The 22,736-nt window shown below is 73.8% G+C and carries 18 protein-coding genes and 1 tRNA gene; 11 read left to right on the forward strand and 8 right to left on the reverse strand.

Features of this window, described 5'->3' with window-relative positions; translation table 11 throughout:
• Positions 1-246 precede the first annotated feature (246 nt).
• Positions 247-4,917, forward strand: coding sequence for a PAS domain-containing protein (locus tag ACIF8S_RS17070; RefSeq protein ID WP_400000065.1), 4,671 nt, complete (start codon positions 247-249; stop codon positions 4,915-4,917).
• A 551-nt stretch (positions 4,918-5,468) separates the two neighbouring features.
• On the opposite strand, the gene ACIF8S_RS17075 is transcribed toward ACIF8S_RS17070, so the two are convergent.
• The 3 genes from ACIF8S_RS17075 to ACIF8S_RS17085 all read right to left on the reverse strand — a co-directional run bounded on the left by ACIF8S_RS17075 (position 5,469) and on the right by ACIF8S_RS17085 (position 8,392).
• On the reverse strand, positions 5,469-7,184 hold the full coding sequence (locus ACIF8S_RS17075; protein ID WP_399999890.1) for a long-chain fatty acid--CoA ligase: 1,716 nt from the start codon (positions 7,182-7,184) through the stop codon (positions 5,469-5,471).
• 86 nt (positions 7,185-7,270) lie between these two features.
• Positions 7,271-7,831 carry a SigE family RNA polymerase sigma factor gene (locus ACIF8S_RS17080; RefSeq protein ID WP_399999891.1) on the reverse strand — a complete coding sequence of 187 codons (561 nt, stop codon included), beginning with the start codon at positions 7,829-7,831 and terminating at the stop codon, positions 7,271-7,273.
• A 270-nt stretch (positions 7,832-8,101) separates the two neighbouring features.
• Entirely contained in the window at positions 8,102-8,392 is a 291-nt protein-coding gene (locus ACIF8S_RS17085) for a hypothetical protein (RefSeq protein WP_037640528.1), read from the reverse strand.
• Between the two features lie 369 nt (positions 8,393-8,761).
• Between ACIF8S_RS17085 and ACIF8S_RS17090 the strand changes: the two genes are divergently transcribed.
• The 5 genes from ACIF8S_RS17090 (at position 8,762) to ACIF8S_RS17110 (ending at position 11,471) form a co-directional block, all read left to right on the forward strand.
• Entirely contained in the window at positions 8,762-9,622 is an 861-nt protein-coding gene (locus ACIF8S_RS17090; protein WP_399999892.1) for a bifunctional DNA primase/polymerase, read from the forward strand.
• 98 nt (positions 9,623-9,720) lie between these two features.
• A complete protein-coding gene (locus tag ACIF8S_RS17095; protein WP_399999893.1) occupies positions 9,721-10,152 on the forward strand; it encodes a hypothetical protein in 432 nt (143 codons plus the stop codon).
• The gene (locus tag ACIF8S_RS17100; RefSeq protein ID WP_399999894.1) at positions 10,149-10,688 is read left to right on the forward strand and encodes a DinB family protein; all 540 of its coding nucleotides are present in this window, start codon (positions 10,149-10,151) and stop codon (positions 10,686-10,688) included. The genes ACIF8S_RS17095 and ACIF8S_RS17100 overlap by 4 nt, the downstream gene beginning before the upstream one ends.
• Positions 10,685-11,110 carry a hypothetical protein gene (locus ACIF8S_RS17105; protein WP_399999895.1) on the forward strand — a complete coding sequence of 142 codons (426 nt, stop codon included), beginning with the start codon at positions 10,685-10,687 and terminating at the stop codon, positions 11,108-11,110. The genes ACIF8S_RS17100 and ACIF8S_RS17105 overlap by 4 nt, the downstream gene beginning before the upstream one ends.
• 34 nt (positions 11,111-11,144) lie before the next feature.
• Entirely contained in the window at positions 11,145-11,471 is a 327-nt protein-coding gene (locus tag ACIF8S_RS17110; RefSeq protein WP_399999896.1) for a hypothetical protein, read from the forward strand.
• A gap of 34 nt (positions 11,472-11,505) precedes the next feature.
• Here ACIF8S_RS17110 and ACIF8S_RS17115 read toward each other — a convergent pair whose 3' ends face one another.
• The 3 genes from ACIF8S_RS17115 to ACIF8S_RS17125 all read right to left on the reverse strand — a co-directional run bounded on the left by ACIF8S_RS17115 (position 11,506) and on the right by ACIF8S_RS17125 (position 14,174).
• Positions 11,506-11,835: a hypothetical protein gene (locus ACIF8S_RS17115; RefSeq protein ID WP_399999897.1), complete on the reverse strand. Its 330-nt coding sequence runs from the start codon at positions 11,833-11,835 to the stop codon at positions 11,506-11,508.
• A gap of 712 nt (positions 11,836-12,547) precedes the next feature.
• Positions 12,548-12,634: transfer RNA gene (locus ACIF8S_RS17120), tRNA-Ser, on the reverse strand.
• Between the two features lie 64 nt (positions 12,635-12,698).
• A complete protein-coding gene (locus ACIF8S_RS17125) occupies positions 12,699-14,174 on the reverse strand; it encodes a S1C family serine protease (protein ID WP_399999898.1) in 1,476 nt (491 codons plus the stop codon).
• A 312-nt stretch (positions 14,175-14,486) separates the two neighbouring features.
• Here ACIF8S_RS17125 and ACIF8S_RS17130 point away from each other — a divergent pair, with 312 nt between their 5' ends.
• From ACIF8S_RS17130 to ACIF8S_RS17140, 3 genes are all read left to right on the forward strand, one after another.
• Positions 14,487-15,317 carry a glycerophosphodiester phosphodiesterase gene (locus ACIF8S_RS17130; RefSeq protein ID WP_399999899.1) on the forward strand — a complete coding sequence of 277 codons (831 nt, stop codon included), beginning with the start codon at positions 14,487-14,489 and terminating at the stop codon, positions 15,315-15,317.
• Positions 15,318-15,552: 235 nt separating this feature from the next.
• On the forward strand, positions 15,553-16,197 hold the full coding sequence (locus tag ACIF8S_RS17135; protein WP_399999900.1) for an ATP-binding protein: 645 nt from the start codon (positions 15,553-15,555) through the stop codon (positions 16,195-16,197).
• A gap of 159 nt (positions 16,198-16,356) precedes the next feature.
• Positions 16,357-17,322: a DUF5926 family protein gene (locus ACIF8S_RS17140; protein WP_024886192.1), complete on the forward strand. Its 966-nt coding sequence runs from the start codon at positions 16,357-16,359 to the stop codon at positions 17,320-17,322.
• A gap of 312 nt (positions 17,323-17,634) precedes the next feature.
• On the opposite strand, the gene ACIF8S_RS17145 is transcribed toward ACIF8S_RS17140, so the two are convergent.
• The gene (locus tag ACIF8S_RS17145) at positions 17,635-18,231 is read right to left on the reverse strand and encodes a hypothetical protein (RefSeq protein ID WP_399999901.1); all 597 of its coding nucleotides are present in this window, start codon (positions 18,229-18,231) and stop codon (positions 17,635-17,637) included.
• 196 nt (positions 18,232-18,427) lie between these two features.
• On the reverse strand, positions 18,428-19,093 hold the full coding sequence (locus ACIF8S_RS17150) for a bifunctional DNA primase/polymerase (protein WP_349795743.1): 666 nt from the start codon (positions 19,091-19,093) through the stop codon (positions 18,428-18,430).
• Between the two features lie 502 nt (positions 19,094-19,595).
• Here ACIF8S_RS17150 and ACIF8S_RS17155 point away from each other — a divergent pair.
• Positions 19,596-21,107 carry a PP2C family protein-serine/threonine phosphatase gene (locus tag ACIF8S_RS17155; RefSeq protein ID WP_399999902.1) on the forward strand — a complete coding sequence of 504 codons (1,512 nt, stop codon included), beginning with the start codon at positions 19,596-19,598 and terminating at the stop codon, positions 21,105-21,107.
• Positions 21,108-21,224: 117 nt separating this feature from the next.
• Positions 21,225-22,688 (forward strand): aminopeptidase P family protein, encoded by a 1,464-nt coding sequence (locus ACIF8S_RS17160; RefSeq protein WP_399999903.1) that lies wholly within the window; start codon positions 21,225-21,227, stop codon positions 22,686-22,688.
• The last annotated feature ends 48 nt before the right edge of the window (positions 22,689-22,736 follow it).

Genomic DNA, 22,736 nt, shown 5'->3' on the forward strand with positions numbered 1-22,736 from the left:
GCGGGTGCCGGGCGCACCGGGCGTCACATCACCGTCACCTCACGGTGCGACGTCCGTCCCATCCGGCGTCGCGGGCGCAACCCCAGCCCTTAGACTCCCTCGCGTGACACGTTGCGGGCAGGTTGGCAAGATGGCCCGAGCGGTCGGCACGTCGCGGTAACAGGGAGGAAGCGTCTCGTGAGCAGCAGGCCATCCCGAGGCGCTGCTCGCCTCGCAGCCATACTGGACGCGCTTCCCGACGCCCTGGTGCTGGTCAACGCCAACGGGACCGTCGTCAACGCCAACACCATCGCGCTGGAGGCCTTCGAGGCGCCGGGCACCGCTCTGGTGGGGCGGGGCCTGCTGGACCTGCTGCCGGAGTTCGACAGCAAACTCATCCCCGGCTCCATGCGGCGGCCCGACCACATCGACCCCCGCGGACGCACCAAGCCGACCCGGATGATCGCCCGGCGGACCGACGGGACCGAGTTCCCGGTCGAGGTCACCAGTGCGAATCTGGAGAACACCCAGCACACGTACGACAGTTACGGCTACAGCGGCGACGAGCTGCTGATGCTGGTCGTCCGCGACCTCTCCGGCACCGTCGACACCGAGGCCGAGCTGGCCCGTTCGCAGCGGCAGACGGAGATGATCCTGCGGGCCGCCTCCGAGGGCGTCGTCGGCACCGACACCGACGGGCGGATCGTCCTGGTCAACCCGGCCGCCGCCCAGATCCTCGGTTACCGGGCCGGTGAACTCGGCGGACGCGAGCTGCACACGCTCGTCCTGCACTCACGCGCCGACGGCTCCCCCTTCCCGTACTCCGAGTCCCCGCTCGCCGACACCCTGCGCTCCGGGCGCAAGCACCGGGTGCGCGGCCAGGTCCTCTACGCCAAGAACGGCGACAAGCTGCCGGTCGACCTGACCACCGCGCCGGTGCGCGACGGAGACCAGCTCGTCGGCGCGGTCATGACCTTCCTCGACCGCCGCCCCTACGACGCGCTGCTCCAGGAGAAGGAGGACGCCGAGCGGGCGCACGCCGAGGAGCTGGAGCGGCTCGCCGAGGAGCACGGCTCCGAGCTGACCGCCCTGCGGCAGAGCCATGTCACCGAGGTGGAGGAGCTCCACGAGAAGCACGCGGAGGAACTCGCCGCGTACGAGGAGCGGTACGCCGCCCTCGGCGAGCGCGAGAAGGACCGCTACGAGGCCCTCGCCGCCCGGCACGACCAGCTGCTCACCCTCCTCGGCGGGTCCCTGCGCGGCCCGCTGGACGAACTGCGCCGCGAACTGGCCGCGCTGGCCGCCGACGACGCGGGGCAGCTGTGGCCCGAGGCCAACCAGGTCCTCCACCACCTCTCGGCCGGCTACGCCCGGATCACCACCCTCATCGACAACGTCCTCGGCTACCAGCGGCTGGACGCCGGCGCCGAGCAGATCGCCCGGACCAAGGTGATGCTCGACGCCGTCGTCGCGGCCGGTGTCGACGGGGCCGTGGAGCTGATCGGCCCCGGCCGGGTGCAGTTCGCCGTCCACGCCCCGCCCATCGAGGCCGAGGTGGACCCGCGTCTGCTCGCGACCGCCCTCGCCCATCTGGTCGCCGACGTCGCCGGCGTCGACGCGACCGGCAACACGCCCCTGTCGGCGGGCGGTTACCTGGACAACACGGTCGTCGTCGCGGCGGCCCAGCGCGGCGAGGTCGTCCGCATCGAGGTACGCGGCCCGTACAGCGGCGGCGACCCGGTGCACGAGCCGGTCGTGCGCGGCATCGTCCGGGCGCACGGCGGTGTGCTGCAGACGCACGAGGTGCCGGGGATGAGCGGCAGCGCGTTCGTGCTCGAGGTGCCGATCGGCGGCGGGGCGGGTGTGGTGCCGGCCCCGCAGCAGGACGCGACGGTGCCCGCCGACGACAGCGCCGGTCCGGCGCCGAGCGGCGGACGGCGCCGGGCGCGGCGTGCGTCCGTCGACGCCTTCCTGGAGAGCGACACCCCGGGCGGTGACGACGCCCCCGCCACGGAGGCCGCGCAGCCCACCGGCCGGCGCAGGCGCCGGGCGGCCGCCGCGGAACCCGCGCAGGCACAGCTTCCGGCCCAGGCGTCCGGCGAGGGCGCGGGCGGGTCCGGCGGCACCGGGCGGCGGCGGGGCAGGCCCGCCGAGACAGCGCCGGCCGCGGCGGGCGCCGAGGTCGAACTCGCCGGAGCGGGAGGGGCGGGGGTGTCCGAGGGCGCCGTCGTCACCGCCGCCGAGCATGCCGCGGGCGCCGCGGCGTCCAACACGGGACTGGGCGGGACCGTACCGCCGCAGGGAGTGCCCGCACCGTCTGGGCGGCGGGCCCGGCGCGCGGACGGTGACCAGCCCGCGCTGGCACCGGCGCTGCCCGCGGCCGCCGAGACCGACGGCGCACCGCAGGCAGGGGTCGCGGTGCACGTCCCGGCGCAGGGCTCCGGTCCCGGCCAGCAGCAGTCACAGCCGACGGGACGGCGCCGGCGGGCGCTGGCCGCCGCGAACGAGCGGGCGGCGGCCCAGGAGGCGGCCCCGCGCACGGTGTTCGCGCTGCCGCCGGCCGGGGCGGACCAGGACGAGCAGACCGCACCGGCCGGACAGGCCGAGGTGGTCGGACAGGTACCGCAGGCCGGGGTTGCTGGCCAGCAGGGTGCCGGGCCGGTTCCGCAGGCGACGGTTCCGGCGCAGGGGGCGGGCGCTGCGGCGCAGGCTGCGGGGGGCCCGCAGGGTGCCGTGGCGCCGGGTGAGGTCGCGGGGGGCCCGCAGGTTCCCGTGGCGCCGGGTGAGGTCGCGGGCGTGCAGGACGTTCAGGGGGTTCGGGCGGGCGGGCCGGTGGCGCCGGGTGCCGTGCCGGACGGGCAGACGGCCCCTCAGGCGCCACACGCTTCGCAGCTGCCTCAAGCCCCGCGGATCCCCCAGGTTCCGCACGTTCCTCAGCCTCCGCACGTTCCTCAGGCTCCGCAGCCCGTCGCTTCGGCGGCGCAGCCTGTGCCGCCCCATGCGCGGGTTCTCGGGCCCGAGGCCCAGCCCGTCGCACCGCATCTTCAGCCCGTCGCTGCGAACCCGCAGGCTCCGCAGCCCGTTCCGCCGGCCTCGCAGCAGGCCGCGGCCGCACAGGTGCCGCAGGCCGTCGGGCAGCCGCCGCAGACCGCCGCCTCGGCGCAGCAGGACGTGGGGCAGCCCGCGCAGCCCGTTGCCGCAGGGACCCCCGCGCCCGCCGCCGGGCCGGCCGACGCCGGGCGTCATGACGCCGTGCCGCACGACCAGGCCGAGGACCACACCCCGCCGCAGCCGCACCCCACCAGCGCGCCGACGGGCCGCCGCCGGCGCGCGGTCGCCCCTCCCGCCGACGCGGGGCAGGCACCCGGCGTCCCCGCTCCCGGTACCCCCGGACAGTGGGGGGCGGCGCCCCCGCAGGGTGCGCCCGCCCCGGCCGACGCCGCGGCCCAGGCACCGGCGCAGAACCCCGCCGCGGCGGGAGCCCCGCTCCCGCCGGCCCAGCCGCTGCCCGCCGAGGCCCCGCCCGCCCAGGGCACCCCGTCCGCCGGCACACCGGCCCCGCAGCAGTGGCCCGCCGCCGGTGACACCTCCGGCGCCGGAACGCCCGTACCGAACGCCGCGCAGCCCACGCCGTCCGGCGGTACGCCGCTGCCGCCCGAGGGCGCTCCGGCGCCGGACCGGCGGCCCGCCGCCCAGCCGCTGCCCGCCGAGGCCGCCGCGCCGGTGGACCCCAACTCGACGCAGGGCCGGGCGATCAGCGTGCGGACGCTGGGGCAGGGCGTGCCGTTCAACCGGCAGGCCACCCAGGTCCAGCAGCCGCTGGCGTCGGCCACGCCTCCCCCGCACCAGCCGGGCGGCTCCGGACGCCGCCGCAAGCTCGGCACGCGTCCCGACGCGGCTGCCGCCACGAACGGCCAGACGCCCGCCGGTCCGCAGACTCCCGGCACCCAGGGCGCCCGCCCGCACCCGACGGCCGAGCCCGGGCAGCCCGACCACGCACCGGCCACCGCCGTCGCCCAGTCCCCGGCACAGCCGCAGCCGACGCCGGCCGGTCAGTCCCGGCTCGCGCCGTCCGCCGAGGGCACCGGGCGCTCGTACGCGATAGGGGCGCCCGACGCGGACGCCGCCGAGGGACCCGAGCCGCTGGACGGTCCGGGCGGCGCCGTGGAGGTGGCGGACCCGCCGCGTCCGCAGCCGATGGACGACGAACTGCCGCCGGAGCCGCTGGACAACCCGCGCCGGCTGCTGGTGTGGCCCGCACCGGACGTGTCGACGCAGCAGGCGCTGAGCGACCGCGGCTACCGGCCGGTGATCGTGCACTCGCGCGAGGAGGTCGACGCACAGATCGCGGCCTTCCCGGCGGCCCTGTTCGTCGACCCGCTGACCGGGCCGATCACGCGGACCGCACTGCAGTCGCTGCGTCAGGCGGCGGTGGCGGCCGAGGTGCCGGTGCTCGTCACGGCCGGACTCGGGCAGGCCTCCCGCGACGCCGCGTACGGGGCCGACCCCGCCGTGCTGCTGAAGGCGCTCGCCCCGCGGGACAGCGAGCAGCACCCGCCGCGCGTGCTGCTGGTCGAGGAGCACGCGGAGATCGCACTGGCCCTGACCGGCACTCTGGAACGGCGTGGCATGCAGGTCGCGCGGGCCGCGAGCGACGCCGACGCGGTGGCGCTGGCGGGTCAGTTCCGGCCCAACCTGGTCGTGATGGACCTGATGCAGGTGCACCGGCAGGCCGGCCAGGCCGGGATCATCGACTGGCTGCGGGCGAACGGGCAGCTCACCCGCACCCCGCTGGTGGTCTACACGGCCGCCGTCGACGCGGCGGACCTGCCCCGGCTGGCCTCCGGCGAGACGGTGCTGTTCCTCGCGGAGCGGTCCACCAGCGACGAGGTGCAGGACCGCATCGTCGATCTGCTCTCCCGCATCGGCACGAACTGACGTCCGCCGGGGCGCGGGGGTCCGGTACTCCGGGACCCCGGGACCGACCGCCGTCCGCTGGACGCTGAACGCTGTGAGCAACTGGCCGTACGCCGGTGCCGGCACCGGCAGTCGTCCGTCCGCCGGACGCCGAGCACGTGGTCCCGCGTGAGCACCGGGACCGACTGACCGTTCGCCGAGGCGCGTAGCGGTACCGAACGTCCGCAGGACCGGGACCGCCGGCACGGTCCCGCCGCGCACCGGGACGAATGAGGTCCGCCGGGCAGGACGACGATGCGCCGTTCACCTGGGGCGTCCGCATCGGGCACGGGAACCGCCGGCACCGCCCCGCCTGGCACCGCGCTCCGCGCCGAGTTCCGGGCGCCGAGTTCCGGGCGCCGGGCCCGGAACCTCTGGCGCCGGCCGCCGGGCACCCGCAACCACCTGGCCGGCCGCCGGTCACCCGCGCCGGCCGGCCGCTCCCGGGCGCAGGCCCCGACAGAACCGCGCCGGGCGGTGGGCGCTTCCCGCGCTCACCGCCCGGCGCACATCCGGTCCCTCAGCCGCTCCGGTCAGATCTGCGTGACGTCCAGCGTCCCCTCCGCGTACTGCCGGCGCAGCACCTTTTTGTCGAACTTGCCCACGCTGGTCTTCGGCACCGCCTCGATCACCGTCCAGCGCTCCGGCAGCTGCCACTTGGCGACCCGGCGCTCCTCCTGGAGGAAGGCGCGCAGGGTGGTGAAGTCGGCGGTGGCGCCCTCCTTGAGGACGACGGTGGCCAGCGGGCGCTCGCCCCACTTGTCGTCGGGGACGGCGACCACGGCGGCCTCGGCGACGTCCGGGTGCGCCATCAGCGCGTTCTCCAGCTCCACCGACGAGATCCACTCACCGCCCGACTTGATGACGTCCTTGGCGCGGTCGGTCAGCGTGAGGAAGCCGTCCGCGCTGATGGTGCCGACGTCACCGGTCTTGAGCCAGCCGTCCTCGCTGAACTTGTCCGCCGGGCGGAGGGGTTCGGCGTCGGGGCCGTTGTAGTAGGCGCCCGCGATCCACGGGCCGCGGACCTCCAGCTCACCCGCGGACTCGCCGTCCCAGGGGAGGCGTTCGCCACCGGGGCCGGTGAGGCGGGCCTCGACGCCGGCCGGGAATCGGCCCTGGGTCAGCCGGTAGGCCCACTCCTCGTCGGTGCCCACGGCGTGGGCCGGCGGGCGGGCGACGGTGCCGAGCGGGGAGGTCTCCGTCATGCCCCAGGCGTGGCAGACCCGCATGCCCAGGTTGTCGAACGCCTCCATCAGGGAGGGCGGACAGGCGGAGCCGCCGATGGTCACCTGGGTGAGGGCGGAGACGTCACGCGGGCGTGCGGTGAGCTCGGCGAGCAGGCCCTGCCAGATGGTGGGGACGGCGGCGGCGTGGGTCGGCTTCTCGCTCTCGATCATCTCGGCGAGCGGGGCGGGCTGCAGGAAGCGGTCCGGCATCAGCATGTTGACGCCGGACATGAACGTGGCGTGCGGCAGGCCCCAGGCGTTCACGTGGAACTGCGGGACGACGACCAGGGAGGTGTCCTGGTCGGTCAGCCCCATCGACTGGGTCATGTTCACCTGCATCGAGTGCAGGTAGATCGAACGGTGGCTGTAGACCACGCCCTTGGGGTCGCCGGTCGTACCGGAGGTGTAGCACATGGCGGCGGCGGCCCGCTCGTCCAGCTCCGGCCAGTCGTAGGCGACGGGCCGGCCGGCGAGCAGGTCCTCGTACTCGTGCACCTGGACGTCGGCGGCGGCCAGGGCGGAGCGGTCGCCGGGGCCGGAGACGACCACGTGCTCCAAGGTCTTGAGGTGCGGGAGCAGCGGGGCGATCAGGGGGATCAGCGAGCCGTTGACCACGACCACCCGGTCGGCGGCGTGGTTGACGATCCACGCGAGCTGCTCGGCCGGAAGGCGCAGGTTCAGGGTGTGGAGCACGGCTCCCATGGAGGGGATCGCGAAGTACGCCTCGACGTGCTCGGCGTTGTTCCACATCAGGGTGGCGACCCGCTCGTCGCCCGTGACACCGAGGTCCTCGCGCAGGGCGTGCGCCAGCTGGGCCGCGCGGGCGCCGATCTCCGCGTAGGAACGACGCTGCGGGGCTCCCTCGCCGGTCCAGGTGATCACCTGCGAAGTGCCGTGGATCGACGACCCGTGGGTCAGGATCCTCGAGATCAGCAGCGGTACGTCCTGCATGGTGCTCAGCACGGCGTCCTCCTGGGCGACATTGCCTGGCGTCGGTACGGGTTGCGCTGATTGTGCGCACATACCGCGCGGTATGTCACTAGGGGAGCGGATGATCGATCACGCTCCGCCGGACGACGTTCTCCGTCAGGTTCCCCTCCTGTTCCCCCTCAGCTCCGAACAAGCCCCAGCTCAGCGTCCTCACGCAGCTTGCCGAGCGCCCTCGACACGGCCGACTTCACCGTCCCGACCGAGACGCCGAGCACCTCGGCCGTCTGTGCCTCGCTGAGATCCTCGTAGTACCGGAGCACGACCATCGCCCGCTGCCGTGCCGGCAGGCGCATGATCGCCCGCCACATCGCGTCGCGCAGCGCCTGCTGCTCGGCGGGGTCGTCGCCGCCGGGCAACGGGTCGGGCTCGGGCAGTTCGTCGCAGGCGAACTCGTCGACCTTGCGCTTGCGCCACTGCGAGGTGCGCGTGTTCACCAGCGCGCGGCGCACATAGCCGTCGAGCGCCCGGTGGTCCTCTATCCGCTCCCAGGCGACGTAGGTCTTGGCGAGCGCGGTCTGCAGCAGGTCCTCCGCGTCGCTAGGGTTACCGGTCAGCGACCGGGCGGTCCGCAGGAGCACCGGCTGGCGGGCCCTCATGTACGACGAGAAGGACGCGTACGGGAGGGTCTGCGTCGCCGGAGCAGCGGCGTTCGAAGCTCTGGTGCAGACGGGTGTGGTCATGTCGTCCACGCTATGAGCGGGCCCCGCCCGGCGGATCGCCCGCAGGTCCCGAAGCCGGATCCCCCTCAGGTTGTAGGGGTGGGGTCCGCCCCACCTACTGGAGGTGGACGAGCGGATGAGGGGTCCTGCGGGTCCCCCCTGACGTACGGCGCGCCGCCTTGAGGACCGGCCGCCCGGTGCGGCGGCGCCGAAGCGCCGCCGCGACCGACGTCCTCCCCCCCCTGTCCGGCATCCCCCTTGTCCCCCCGGATCTCCCCCATGCCTACGCGGTCAGAGCGCCGGCCACCAGAAGGGGGCGAAGCTGATGGCCACGTTGTCCTCGCCCTGGTTGACGGTCGTGAACGCGGAGCCGTTGACCTGGGCGGTATTGCTCTCGTTCTCGGCGCCGGCCCCTACGGCCTGCTGCTGTGTGGTGGCGGAGTTCCCGAAGTTGTCCCCGCCGACTCCGGTACCGAGGGCGCCTACGCCGTTGTCCGCCGTCGCGACTCCCGCGAAGAGCGCGGCGGCGAGCGGGAGAGCGGCGGCTGCGGCGATGACACGGGCGGTACGGATGCTTGCCATGTTGTGTTCCCTCCAGAACCAAGGACGCACCGGGTCAAGGCCGTCCATGTGTGCACTACGACTGTGAACTGCTGTTTTCACCAGGGAAGTTGGCCCCCCGCCCTGATGCTGTGCACGACGTCGCAAGATCAGGATTGCCCACCGGACGCCGCGGAACCACCTTGTAAGCCGTGATTCGCACGCAAGCGTGAGAAGTCGCCGATAAACCCCGAGTCGACCCTGATTCGGGGCCTGCCCGACCCGGGGTGGCGACGGCCCCGGCGCCCCAAGGGAGGAAGCGTTTCGGCGTCCGCCCGGCGGGAGCTCTCACCCTCGGGTGGCACCCCTTGCCCCCTTCCCTTCTTCGAACGCGTGTACGAACATAGAGCCATGGCCACCACCGACCGGCAGGCCACGACGCTGGCCCTCGCACACGCCCTGTCAGCCGCCGAACGCGGGCTGGCCGTCATCCCGCTGTCCCGCACCAAGCTCCCGGCCCTGCGCTCCCCCCACCGCGACGACCCGTCCCGCCCGCCCTGCCACGGCGAGTGCGGCCGCTTCGGCCACGGCGTGTACGACGCCACCACCGACCCGGCGCGCATCCGCGCCCTGTTCGCCGCCGCGCCCCGCGCGACCGGCTACGGCATCGCCTGCGGCCTGCCCCCGCACCACCTGATCGGCGTCGACCTCGACACGAAGAACGGCGCCGACCCCGGCGCCGCCCTCCGCGCCCTCGCCTCCCGGCACGGCTTCACCGTCCCGCCCACGGTGGTCGTCCTCACCCCGAGCGGCGGCCGCCACCTCTGGCTCAGCGGCCCGCCCGACGTCGTCGTCCCCAACTCCGCCGGCCGCCTCGCCCCCGGCATCGACATCCGCGGCGCCGGCGGCTACCTCGTCGGCCCCGGCTCCCGTACGGAACACGGCACGTACACGGCCGCCCCCGGCACCGCACACCTCGCGCCCGCCGCCTGCCCGCCCGCCCTGCTGCGCCTGCTCCTGCCGCCGCCCAGCGCCCACCACCCGACGCCCCCGTCGGCCGGTGACCACGGGCAGGGTCTGGTCCAGTTCGTGCTCGCGGCGCACCAGGGCCAGCGCAACACCCGGCTCTTCTGGGCGGCCTGCCGTGCCTACGAGGACGGCATCGGCCCCGAGCTGGCGGATCCCCTGGTCGACGCGGCACGCGCCACGGGCCTGTCCGAACGCGAGGCACGCGCGACGATCGCGTCGGCCGCGCGCCTGACCGGCCGCTGAGGCGACCGCCCCTCCCCTCCCCGTCCCCCCCACGCCCTTCCGCGCACGCGCCCGAAATTCGAAAGACCCGCATGCACCAGCGCCTTAAAGTGCCGACCATGGCACTCTCCCGCGTCGTCCTCGCCTCGGGCCGCTCCGTCGACCTGACCGAGCTGCACCTGTCGGCGACGTACGGGAACGTGCGCGAGGGATACCCGTGCAAGCCGCTGAACGACCTCGCGATCGCCGGGCTGCTCCGGTCCGCCGAGCGCTTCCACCCGGGCGCCCCGGTACATCTGATCCCGCCGCCGCGCGAGTACCCCGACCAGTTCGCGGGCGCGTTCGGCCCGGTGGAGGTGCTGCCCGCCGTGACCTGCGTGGGCAGCTTCCGGTCCGAACCCCTCGACCCCGGACACGACCGTGCCCTGTACCGCTCCCGCCTCACCGTGGCCTGGTTCCAGCCGACGTCGCGCATCCCCTCGGGGTACGACGCGGAGACGGAGCTGCTGGACGTGGACTGGGAGCAGCTCGCCACCGACGAGGAACTGTGACCGTACCCACCCCTTCCGCCGCCGGAAGGGTCGCCCTGCTCCGCTGGCAGTTCGACCTGACCTGGTCCCTGTTCGAGTACCACCTGGAACGTCTGGAGCCGGAGGACTTCCTCTGGGAGCCCGCCCCGCTCTGCTGGACGCTCCGCCGGTCGCCCGAAGGCGCGTGGGTCCCCGACTGGGCGGACACCGAGCCCGACCCCGTACCGGTGCCCACCGTCGCGTGGGTGAGCTGGCACATCGGCTGGTGGTGGAGCGTGACGCTGGACCACGCGCGCGGGGAGCGCCCGCGCGAGCGGACCGAGATCGTCTGGCCCGGCGCGGGGGAACCCACGCTCACCTGGCTCCGCTCCCTGCACACGGAGTGGCTCGCCCACCTCGGCACACTCACGGACGCCGACCTGGACACCCCGGCGCCCTTCCCCTGGCCCGACGACCCGTCCCACACGAAGGCGCACATGCTGGCCTGGGTGAACGCGGAGCTGATGAAGAACGCGACGGAGATCGGGCAGCTCCGCATGGTGCGGGCGGCGTCATGAACCGTGACGCCCCCACCCGGCGGCCGTGGTCCCTGCTCGACCTCGACAGGGCGTTCCGCGCCTGCTGGGCCGCCGACACGTGCTCCCGCGACGACCTGCCCGACTGGCGCCCGGACAACCCGTCCGTGGGCCACTGCGACATCACGACGCTGGTCGTCAACGACCTGTTCGGTGGCGATCTCCTCGTCGCCGACGTCCGCCGGGCCGGCTCCCCGCACGGCTACCACTGGTGGAACCGCCTCCCCAACGGCGTCGACCTCGACCTGACGCTGGAACAGTTCCAGGCGGGCGAGACCCTCTCCCCACCCCGCACGGTGACACGCCCCCCGGGCCCACTGCCCCGCCGCCACCCCGAGTACGAACTCCTCCGCGCCCGCCTGACAGAACACTTGGGACCGCTGCCGTCGGCGGGTGGCGGGTAGGCTCGGCCGCGGGGCGGCGGATGGGGGATTTCCCGTGAACCAACGGTGGCCGGAAGGACGGTACGCCGACCCGGATGCGGCGAGGGCGCGCTACGAGGCCGACATGAGCGCGGCCCGCCGCTCGGCCGGGGAAGCACTCCGCGCCAACCTGCCCGCAGCCCACCTGGGCCTGGCAGTGTCCGTGATCGCGTGTCTCCTCGCAGGAGCGGCCTGGTCCCCCGCTGGGGCATGGACCGTCGCCGGCGCCTTCGCCGCGCTGTTCACCATCGTCCTGACGACGAGGCTCGTCACCGGAAAAGGAATCCGGTCCGCCGTGCGCACCGCCTACACGGCCACCTTCGGCTGGGCGAACTGGCTCTGATCGGCGCTCCACGGCCGGCCGCCCGCCGATGTTGTCACCCGGCCCCCATCGCGGAGACCAGCGCGGCCCCGGCGCCGAGGACGACCAGTTGGACGATGCCGGGGATGCGCCACCCCAGGGCGAGGAGGCCGCCGCCCGTCAGGACAGCGCCGCCGCCCAGGAGCCACATCGCCTGCGCCGCCGTCTGCGACGCACCCGACGCCCCGGAGCCGCCGCTCTCGTAGCCGTCGGCCCAGCCCGCTACTCCGACGCAGTACACCGACCCGGCGATGAGCATGAGGTCGACAACAAGCAGCGCCACGCCGACGCCGATCTGCGGACCGGCGGAGGGCCCATCCACCGGGTGCGTTCCTGCTGGGCTCATGCCGTCAGTGTGGTGGCGCGGTGGGCGTCGCACATGAGTTCAGGTACTCAGGTGTGCCGCTCTCATCGGCCCTCGGTCACCGTGCCCTCGAGGAAGGTCCGCACCGTCGCAGCGAACCCGGCAGGGTCGGTCTCGTGAACGGTGTGTCCTGTCGCGAGCTGTGCGAACCGGGTGTTGGGGCGGCTGGCTGCCATAGCCCTGTTAGCGACGCTGGGTGACGGGAATTTCTGTCTCGCGCGCACGCACGTGTGGTGACGGGCCGTCGCAGGGCCCGGCACCACCAAACCACCGCACTTGAGAGGAGGACTCGTGAGGTCAGTCTCACGTCTGGTGTACACACCGCCAATACGCCGCCACCGCCGCCTGCTGGACCGCCGACCGATGGCGCTGAAACTCGGAACGCCGCTCCCCCTGCGGGCCGAGCGCGAGCCGCCCGTCCACGACGCCCACTGTGCGCCGGCCACCGCGCGCGCCATCGACGCCGAGGGCGTCACCCCCCTGCACACCGCGCCGAGCGCGAGTTGCGCACGGTCAAGCGGCGCGTGGCGGAGCACGAGAGTGGGCCGAGGGGGCCTGATGCCTGGCCGCAGGTTGGCCGCACGCGCTGGTCGGAGGTGGGACACCGGCGATTCAGGGTGAGACAAGGTGCACGCAGAGAGGGTGCCCCGGTGGACGGGACACCCTCTCTGACCTGCACTGTCCATGACCTGCGCGGAGGCGGTGGGATTTGAACCCACGGTGACATCGCTGCCACGACGGTTTTCAAGACCGTTCCCTTAGGCCGCTCGGGCACACCTCCCCGCGCCGGCCGGTGATCGGCGGCGCGGGGACAAGGGTAACGGGTCCGACGGACGCAGGTGGGGTCAGCTGTCGCCCACGCGGGAGCCCAGCGTGAGTTCCGTGGTGCGCTGCTGGCCGCCGCGTTCGTAGGTGAGCGTGACCTCGTCGCCGGGCTTGTGGGTCCAGATCTCGCCGATCAGGGTGGGCCCGGAGTCGATGACCCGGTCGTCGAGCTTGGTGATGACGTCACCGGGCCGCAGGCCGGCCTTGTCGGCGGGGCCGCCCGGGTCGACGGGCTCGGTGCCGCCCACGCCGTCCTCGGTGATCTTCGCGCCGCTCGCCGTGTCCTCCAGGGAGACGGACGCGCCGATCTTGGCGTACACCGGCTTGCCCGTCCTGATCAGTTCCTGGGCGACGTACTTGGCCTGGTTGATCGGGATGGCGAAGCCCAGGCCGATCGAGCCGGCCTGCCCCGTGCCGAAGCCGCCGTTGCCGGTCGACTGGATCGCGGAGTTGATGCCGATCACGTTGCCCTGCGCGTCCAGCAGCGGGCCTCCGGAGTTGCCCGGGTTGATGGACGCGTCGGTCTGCAGGGCGCTCATGTAGGAGGCCTGGCTGCCGCTGCCGTCGCTGGACGCCACCGGACGGTTCTTCGCGCTGATGATGCCGGTGGTCACCGTGTTGGACAGGCCGAAGGGGGCGCCGATCGCGATGGTCGAGTCGCCGACCGCCACCTTGTCGGAGTTGCCCAGGGTGAGCGGGTCGAGGTCCGACGGCGCGTTCTTCAGCTTGATGACGGCGACGTCGTACCCCTGCGCGTTGCCGACGACCTCGGCGTCGTACTTCTTGCCGTCGGGGAACGTCGCGGACAGCTTGCCGCCGTCGACGGCGTCCGCCACGACGTGGTTGTTGGTGACGATGTGGCCCTGCTTGTCGAAGACGAAGCCGGTGCCGGTGCCGCCCTCGCCGCTGCTGCTCGCGGCCTCGATGGTGACCGTGCTGGGCAGCGCCGCCGCGGCGACGGCGGCGACCGTGCCCGGGTCGCGCTTGACGTTGCCGCCGCTGGTGGACGACGAGACGGTCGTCGAGCCGCCGCTGTCGTTCTCCCGGGCGAGCGTGTAGCCGAGGCCGCCGCCCAGACCGCCCGCGACCAGCGCGGCGACCAGGACCGCGGCGACGACGCGTCCGCGCCCGCCGCCGCTCTTCGGCGCGGGCTGCTGGTACGGGGTGCCCCAGCCGCTGCCCCAGCCACCGCCGTGGCCCGCGGAACCGTGTCCCGCACCGCCGTCGCCGCCGTACGCCGGGGTGGACGGCGGCGGGGGCGGGGGCCAGGAGGCGTCGGGGGCGGAGGAGGACTCGCCGGGGGGAGGACCGGCCGGGGCGCCGCCGGCGGGGTCCTGGTGTGCGGGGGAGCCCTGGGTGGCGTAGGGGCCGCCGGCCGCCGGAGCCGCCCCCGGGTGCGCGCCCTGGGGAGCGGAGGCAGCGGGAGCATCCGCCGGCGGGGGCGGCGGAGCGGACGGGGCCGGGGGTACCGCGCTGCCCTCGTTCTCGGTGCTCACAGCTTCTCTCCTCGATCCACGGCTGTCGTTCTCGGTCGCAACGGCTGACGTCGGTCGCACGGGGGCTCGCATGTCACGCGCGCCTCGCGTACGGCGCGACGCGGATGCAGCTGTGCACGTCTCCTTTGTATGACGTCAGCTTTTCCCACACGCCGTCAGGGCACCGTAAGCCGTTCCTGTGGGTCCGGGGCCATTCTTTATATAGGGCATTACTCACGTAAGGCGCGCCACCTGATGGCTCCGACCGGACTGCCGTGCCGTTCACGTCACACCGCCCGCACGTCGGCCGACGAGCGGTGGCACCATGACGCGGTGACCCACGCACGACAGCACCTGACCCGAGTCGTCGCGCACCGCGGAGCCTCCGAGGACGCCCCCGAGCACACCCTGGCCGCGTACCGCAAGGCGATCGAGGACGGCGCGGACGCACTGGAATGCGACGTACGCCTCACCGCCGACGGCCACCTTGTCTGCGTACACGACCGTCGGGTCAACCGTACGTCGAACGGGCGCGGTGCGGTCTCGGCGCTCGAGCTCTCCGATCTCGCCGCCCTCGACTTCGGCTCCTGGAAGAGCCGGGACGCGGCCGGCGGGCCCCGCGTCGAGGAGCCCGACTGGGAGCACCGCCCGGAGGACCGCGAGGCGACCTCCGTCCTCACCCTGGAGCGGCTGCTGGAGCTCGTCTCGGACGCCGGGCGCCGGGTGGAGCTGGCGATCGAGACCAAGCACCCCACGCGGTGGGCGGGTCAGGTGGAGGAACGGCTGCTGGGCCTGCTCAAGCGCTTCGGACTGGACGCGCCCGCCGCCCGCGAGGACTCGCCGGTGCGCGTGATGAGCTTCTCCGCCCGGTCCCTGCACCGCGTGCGGGCCGCCGCCCCGACGCTTCCGACGGTCTACCTGATGCAGTTCGTCACACCGAGGCTGCGCGACGGGCGGCTGCCCGTCGGGGTGGACATCGCCGGTCCGTCGATCCGCATCCTGCGCAGTCACCCCGAGTACATCGAGCGACTGAAGCGATCCGGCCGTCAGGTGCACGTCTGGACGGTGAACGAACCACGGGACGTGGACCTCTGCGTCGACCTGGGCGTGGACGCCATCATCACCAACCGCCCTCGCGCGGTGCTCGACCGGCTGGGCCGCTGACCAGGCAGGAGCCGGGCAGGAGCCAGGCACGATGCCGGACCGGAGGTGCCGGCGCGGCTGTCGGGGCGGTAGCCGCAGCCGCCCCGTCCGCCCCATACGTCTCAGAACTCCCGCACACCCCTTGACCCACGGGACCTGCCGCACACATCCTCACATCTCGGCCACACCGACGACATCAAGCCACACGACTACGGGGAGTGCTCCGGCGCGTTCGGTACGTGTTCACCCGTTCCGAGTGCGTCACCGCGCACGGATCGGCCGGTTTCCGGTTCAGGCCGTTGGGGCATCCACACCGTGGCGTGGGGCGAAGGAGGTCTCGGGGGTGGCGTTGGTGGTGGCACAGGAGGTGCCCACGTCGTCGAGCATGGCCGTGCCCCATGGCCCTGCGGGCGTGGGCAAGGCGAGGCGCCGGATGCGCGCACAGCTGCGCGACGGAGGCGTGCCGGAATCGGTCGTCGACGATGCCGTACTGATCCTTTCCGAGCTGTTGAGCAACGCGTGCAAACACGGGCGGCCTCTGGGCGACGCTCTCGCCGGGGACGGCGACGTGCGGGCGGCCTGGCGGGTGGATCCGCGCGGCCGGCTCGTCGTGGAGGTCACGGACGGCGGCGGCCCGACCCGCCCCGCACCGGCCACCCCGTCGGTCACGGCGCACGGCGGGCGCGGGCTGAACATCATCACCGCGCTGTCCGACGACTGGGGCGTACGGGACGAGGTGCCCGGGGAGGTCACGGTGTGGGTCGTCGTCCACGACGACGTGCACGACCCGGACGCCGGGAGCTGTCACCGCCGTGAGGACTTCGCCGCGCGGGTGACCGCCCCGCCCGTCTCGCACATCGCGGGCCTGGACTTCGCGGACGTCTTCGACGACCTGGACTGAGGCGGGCACGGCCCGGGGGCGGCGGGCGGGAGAGTGCGGGGACCTGAACACCCCGGTTGTCCACAGGTCGGCACGTCGTCCACAGGTTCCCGTCGGCCGTGGCACGAACGGCTAGGCTCGCGCCCGTACCAGACGAGCCGTAACCGGGAGACACCCACGATGGCCAAGAAGCGACCTCAGACAAAGGCCAAGCGCCCGCAGCTCACGGACGGGCAGATCCCGGTCGTCGGCGCCCGCGAGCCCTGCCCCTGCGGCAGTGGCCGCCGCTACAAGGCGTGTCACGGCCGCGCCGCCGCGCAGGCGGTGACGGAGCTGGTGCACCGTCCCTTCGAGGGCCTGCCGGGCGAATGCGACTGGGTGGCGCTGCGCGAGCTGGTGCCCGCCGCGACCGTCGAGCTGACCCTGAAGGACGGCCTGCCCGAGGGCGTCCCCTCGGTCACCCTCGCCACGGTGCTGCCGATGGCCTGGCCGGCGCTGCGCCGCGACGACGGTTCGGTCCTGCTCGGCCTGCAGAACGACACCTCCTCCGGCGACATCAGCCGCGACCTGGCCGACACGCTGCAGCGTGCCCTCACCGCCGACCCGGGCACCCCGGTGCAGGCGCGGCGCGCTCCCGCCGACGGCCCCCGGCTGCAGGACCTGCTCGCCCCCGAAGGACCTTTCGAGCCAGTGGTGCACGAAGGCTTCGAGTTCTGGGTGCCGGACCCGGAGAACGCCACACCGGACGTCACCGCCTCCCTGGAGCGGGCCAACGCGGCGGCCATCCCGACCGTCAAGCTGACGGGCGTGGACTCGGCGTACTGGTGCGAGACGCCGGAGAAGAACCACCTGCGGTGGGTCATGCCGCACCCCGAGGAGCAGCTTCTGGACGCTCTCGCGCGGCTGCACGCGGCCGGGCAGTCGTCCCTCGGCGAGGGCACCCGCCTGGTCGGTTCCTTCCGCGCCCACGGGCTCACCGTGCCGGTGTGGGACCTGCCCAGCGAGATCCGTGCCGAGGACGTGGAGAAGCCGGCGGCCGAGTTCGCCGAGCGGCTCGCCACCGCGCTGGCCGCCGACGCGCCGCTCACCGCGGACGAGCGCCGGGCCCGTGGCGGTCTGACGAACCGCCAGGTCACGCTGAGCTGAGGGGCCGCCGTACGCGGCGCTCCACCCGTGTCCCGGGCGGCCGAACCGCCCGGGACGCACCACCCGCCCCATGCGCAACTCCCGGCGGGGACAGGCCAGTCGGTGACCGGAAACGCCGAGTTCGAATTTGCGAACCGCCGATCTCTTGTTACCGTTCCAGTAGCCCGGTTGCTGGTGCATCCCCCGTCGCCAGCAACCGGGTCTTTGCGTGCCCGTCACCGGTGCCGCGGAAGGGCCCTTGGGCGTCCGTCGCCGCCCGCCGGACGGGCTCACCGGCCGCCTGCGCGAGCGGTCCCGTCCCGACACGTCCGGTCACCGGACCTCCTCCGTCGCAGAGTTGCTCCCGGACCGCAGCAGCAGCCGCCCGTCCCCGTCCCCCGCGCCGTCCCCGTCCCCCGCGTCGCCCGCGGACGCGGCGTACCGCGCGAACTCCGCGACCGCCGTGTACACCAGCGGCGCGCCGGCGATCCGTACGCGCGGGGTCTCGCACAGGGACGGATCGTCCCCGGCGGACACCACGCACCGGCTCCGCACGCTGCGCCCGTCCGGGCCGAGGAGGGCCAGCGCGGCGTCCAGGGTCCTGCCGGTGAGATTGCGGTGGTAGGCCCGCGCCCAGATGTCCTCCCCGCGCACCACCACACAGGTCTGCGCCTCCACCCCCTCGGGCGAGGACAGGGCGGGACCGCAGCGCAGGGCGGTGGACAGATGCCCGCCGGGCGGCACGGGGTCCGCCGTCGACGCGCGCGTCGACGCGTCGGCGGGAGGTGCGGCAGCCGCGGCCCTTCCGGGCGCCCCGGGTACGGAGGACGGGCCGGGGACGTCGGGGCCGACGGCGGCCCGGCGTGGGGTGTCCGGACCGGCGGAGGTCCCGTGCACCGAGGCCTCACGCAGGACGTCCGGGCCGGCCACCGCCTGACGCCTCGAGTCCTGCCCCGCGGACGCCGCCGCGAGCGGCAGCACGAGGGCGCAGGCCGCCGCGACGCCCGCGAGGGCCGTCGGACGGGCTCTTCGGGACGTCCGGACTCGGCCCCCGGCATGACGCGGCATGCCCCGGGAAGATAGCGGTCCGGAACGGGCCGCCGGTCGCGGCGCGCGACGGCAGCCCCTACATCTCGGGCGCGCTCACACCCGTCCGGGTGAGGGCGTCGACCACGGCGTCCACCACGGCCTCGACATCGGGCACCCACGGCGCCGCCGAGCCGGGCAGCGGCGCCCGCTCCCAGCGGACCTCTCCCTGCGCGGTGGTGGACGGCGGCAGGGCGAGGTAGCCGCCCTCGCCGTGGAAGCGGAGCGAGCCGGGGACGAAGTCCTTGGCGTACAGCAGCTCGCCCAGCTGCTCCAGGGAGTAGGGCTTCACGAGGATTGCCCAGCGGGCCGGCGAGGCGACGACCGGGCCGAGCCGCATCCCCCGGCGCTCCAGCGCGGCGAGCGCGCGGGCGGCCGGCGGGGCGGGCAGGGACACGGCGCACGGCGCCTTGCCGCCGGTGGCGAGCACGACGGGCGCCGTCGGCCGGTTGGTCCACCACCAGCGCACCATGCGCGGGTCGGTGGTGGCGGCGAGGAGGCCGGGGTCGAACGGGTGGGCGCCCGGGACCGTGCACTCCGGGTCGGGGCAGGCGCAGCGGGACCCGTTCTGCGGGTCGGCCGCCACACCGGGGAGTACGGGCCACTGCCACTGCGCGGCGAAGGTCAGGGCCGCACCGATCAGATCGGGCCCTCCGTCACCGCGGCGGGACAGGAGCCTGCGTCGCCTTCCGAGGATCTCGCGCATGAGCGCTCGTTCCTTTCCGTTGCACGCCTGGCAACACCGTGGACCACATCACGTCATGTGTCGATCACTTCACTGTGCGTACCTGTTGGCGCATCACACCCCCGCGCCGGGCAGGGGGAACCCCTATGGGCCGGGCATGGGCTGCCTCCGCGGCCGTTCCACCCATACAGCGTCTATCAGAAGTACGGGTACGGCGTGGGGTGGCGAAGTCTGGCGTTTGCCGTCGCGCGTGTTTCTCTCCGCCTCCGCCACGGGAGGATGGGGCACGGTCGTCGGTGGTTAAGACGCCCGGGTCCGTCGCCAGGTTCCCGAGCGGTTCCCAACCGCCCCTGGCCTTCTCCGAGTACGTACCCATCACGACCGCTGTGACGCTCCGTCGAGCAAGGCCAGTCGACCGCAGTGAGCCTCCCCCTGAGGCAGTTTCAAGCCAACCTCGAATTTCGGCAAGAGGTCCAACGGGAGTTCCTCCCGCCTCACGGACACCAGTAATCCCAGCAGGACAATGCTGGACATCTCCTCACGAGTACGTGTACATGTGGAGACACTGCCGGCGACGCAGAATGACATGGGGGTTTGCGATGCTTTTGAGCAGTACGTACCGGTCGGAAAGCCGGACGCCATGAACGCCCCGCACCCTCCGAAAGTGGCCGGAATCGATTCAACGGTTCCCGCCCCCGCACACACTGTCGCGCCCGCCACGAGTACCTCCCCGTCCTCTGCGGCAAACCCCCAGAACGCCCCAGGTGCGCTGCTCCAGGACCGCCTCGCCGGCTGGGTCTCGGACCTCACCACGCTGCACGAACTCACCGAACGGCTGGTGCGCGCCGGCACGCTCGACGAAGCGCTGAAGGAACTGCTGCGCGCGGGTGCCGCGCTGGTCGGCGCCCGGCGCGGTCTCGTCTCCCTGGAGCCGGCCGACGGCCACGGCCAGGCCGCCACCGTCGGGCTCGGGCTCGGCCGCGCGGACCTCGGCCACATCGAGACGGTGCCGCGCAGCTCCCTGCCGTACGGCCGGATCCTCGACGGGCTGCCCGGCGGGGACGACGGCGTCGCCGAGCCCGACCTGTTCGCCGAGAAGGGCCTCGACCCCCGGCACCGCGAGGTCGCCGCCCGCCTCGGCTACGCCGCCAGCTACACCCTCCCCCTCGCCACCGGGCCCGCCGGACGCCTGGGCGCGGTCGTCTGGCTCTACGACGAACCCGCCGAGCCCGCGGAGCGGCAGCGCCACCTCGTCGGCCTGTACGTCCGTCAGGCCGCGGAACATCTCGCCCGGCTCCTGGAACTGGAGCACACGCGCGCCTGCATGGCCACGATGACCGAGGAGCTGCTGCCCTCCCGCCTCCCCCGGGTGGCGGGCGTGCAGCTCGCCGCCCGCCACCGCACCTGCCCGAGCGGCGGCGGCGACTGGTACGACGCGCTGCCTCTGCCCGACGCCGCGCTCGGCCTCGCCGTCGGCTCGGTCACCGGCTCCGGTCCGAGCGCGGTCGCCGCGATGGGACGGCTGCGGGCCTCACTGCGCGCGTACGCCGTGATGGAGGGCGAAGACCCGGTCGCGGTCCTGTCCGACCTGGAGCTGCTGCTGCGGCTGACCGAGCCGGCCCGCTCGGCCACCGCCCTGTTCGGCTACTGCGAGCCGGCGCTGCGCCGGATCACGCTGGCCGGGGCGGGCCACAGTCCGCCGCTGCTGCTCGGCGAGCGCCGCACCGAGTTCGTGGAGACGTCCGTCTCGGCGCCCCTCGGCATGCTCGCCTGCTGGGAGGCGCCGAGCGTGGAGGTCCAGGCCGAGGCGGGCGAGACGGTGCTGCTCTACACCGACGGCCTGCTGCACCGCACCGGCGACCCGACCGACCGTGCCTTCGCCCGGCTGCACGCCGCCGCGGCCGGGGTGCCCCGGGCGCTGCGCCGCGACCCCGGCGCCGTCGCCGACCACGTGCTGCGGGCGGTGCTGCCGGAGGGCGCGGACACCGAGGACTCCGCGGAGGACGTGGTGCTCCTGGCGGCGCGCTTCGACTAGCCGGCGCCGGCCGGCGCCCCTCACCGCGCGTACGCCTTCGGTAACAGGCCCTTCCCCGGTTCGTCCGTTTCCGCCCGACCGTACGATGGGGGGTGGTCCAGTGCCGTATCGAGGAGGATGACCGTGGCGGAGGAGCTGCCGGAGACCCCGGAGACTGCCGACGAGGAGCCCGTCAAGCAGCGGAAGAACGGCCTGTACCCGGGCGTGTCCGACGAGCTGGCCGCGAACATGCAGAGCGGCTGGGCCGACACCGAGCTGCATGACCTGGAGCCGGTCGCGCAGGCCGCCGAGACGGCCGCCCGCCGTGCGGCGCTGTCGGCCCGTTTCCCCGGCGAGCGCCTGGTGATCCCGGCGGGCAATCTGAAGACCCGGTCGAACGACACGGAGTACCCCTTCCGCGCGTCCGTCGAGTACGCGTACCTCACCGGCAACCAGACGGAGGACGGCGTCCTCGTCATGGAGCCGACGGCCGACGGCCACCAGGAGACGATCTACCTCCTTCCCCGCTCCAACCGTGAGAACGGCGAGTTCTGGCTGGACGGGCAGGGCGAGCTGTGGGTCGGCCGCCGTCACTCCCTGACCGAGGCCGAGAAGCTGTACGGCATTCCTGCCTCCGACGTCCGCGAGCTGGCGGGCGCGCTGCGCGAGGCCACCGGCCCGGTCCGCGTGGTGCGCGGTTTCGACGCCGGCATCGAGGCGGCGCTGACCGACAAGGTCACCGCCGAGCGCGACGAGGAGCTGCGGGTCTTCCTCTCCGAGATGCGGCTCGTCAAGGACGAGTTCGAGGTCGGCGAGCTGCAGAAGGCCGTCGACTCCACCGTGCGCGGCTTCGAGGACGTCGTGAAGGTCCTCGACAAGGCCGAGGCGACCAGCGAGCGCTACATCGAGGGAACGTTCTTCCTGCGCGCCCGTGTCGAGGGCAACGACGTCGGCTACGGCTCCATCTGCGCCGCCGGCCCGCACGCCTGCACCCTGCACTGGGTGCGCAACGACGGCCCGGTCCGCCCGGGCGACCTGCTGCTGCTCGACGCCGGTGTGGAGACGCACACCTACTACACGGCCGACGTCACGCGCACCCTGCCGATCGACGGCCGCTACACCGAGCTGCAGAAGAAGATCTACGACGCCGTGTACGACGCCCAGGAGGCCGGGATCGCGGCCGTGAAGCCGGGCGCCAAGTACCGCGACTTCCATGACGCCGCGCAGCGCGTGCTGGCCGAGCGGCTGGTCGAGTGGGGCCTGGTCGAGGGCCCGGTGGAGCGGGTGCTGGAGCTGGGTCTGCAGCGCCGCTGGACGCTGCACGGCACCGGTCACATGCTCGGCATGGACGTGCACGACTGCGCCGCCGCGCGGACCGAGAGCTACGTCGACGGCACGCTGGAGCCCGGCATGGTGCTCACGGTGGAGCCGGGTCTGTACTTCCAGGCCGACGACTTGACGGTGCCCGCGGAGTACCGGGGCATCGGCGTGCGCATCGAGGACGACATCCTCGTCACCGAGGACGGCAACCGGAACCTGTCCGCGGCGCTGCCCCGCCGTTCGGACGAGGTCGAGGTGTGGATGGCGGGCCTGAAGGGCTGACGCCGGCGGCGAGAAACGCGTAAGGGTCCCTCCCGGCATCGGGAGGGG

This window comes from Streptomyces sp. NPDC085937 (genome assembly GCF_044540535.1).
Classification (GTDB): Bacteria; Actinomycetota; Actinomycetes; order Streptomycetales; family Streptomycetaceae; genus Streptomyces.

Coding starts and splice junctions, on each gene's coding strand:
- ACIF8S_RS17075 (WP_399999890.1), bottom strand. CDS start 7,184: ATGTGCGCACAATCAGCGCAACCCGTACCGACGCCAGGCAATGTCGCC.
- ACIF8S_RS17080 (WP_399999891.1), bottom strand. CDS start 7,831: ATGACCACACCCGTCTGCACCAGAGCTTCGAACGCCGCTGCTCCGGCG.
- ACIF8S_RS17085 (WP_037640528.1), bottom strand. CDS start 8,392: ATGGCAAGCATCCGTACCGCCCGTGTCATCGCCGCAGCCGCCGCTCTC.
- ACIF8S_RS17090 (WP_399999892.1), top strand. CDS start 8,762: ATGGCCACCACCGACCGGCAGGCCACGACGCTGGCCCTCGCACACGCC.
- ACIF8S_RS17095 (WP_399999893.1), top strand. CDS start 9,721: ATGGCACTCTCCCGCGTCGTCCTCGCCTCGGGCCGCTCCGTCGACCTG.
- ACIF8S_RS17105 (WP_399999895.1), top strand. CDS start 10,685: ATGAACCGTGACGCCCCCACCCGGCGGCCGTGGTCCCTGCTCGACCTC.
- ACIF8S_RS17115 (WP_399999897.1), bottom strand. CDS start 11,835: ATGAGCCCAGCAGGAACGCACCCGGTGGATGGGCCCTCCGCCGGTCCG.
- ACIF8S_RS17140 (WP_024886192.1), top strand. CDS start 16,357: ATGGCCAAGAAGCGACCTCAGACAAAGGCCAAGCGCCCGCAGCTCACG.
- ACIF8S_RS17150 (WP_349795743.1), bottom strand. CDS start 19,093: ATGCGCGAGATCCTCGGAAGGCGACGCAGGCTCCTGTCCCGCCGCGGT.
- ACIF8S_RS17155 (WP_399999902.1), top strand. CDS start 19,596: ATGCTGGACATCTCCTCACGAGTACGTGTACATGTGGAGACACTGCCG.
- ACIF8S_RS17160 (WP_399999903.1), top strand. CDS start 21,225: ATGACCGTGGCGGAGGAGCTGCCGGAGACCCCGGAGACTGCCGACGAG.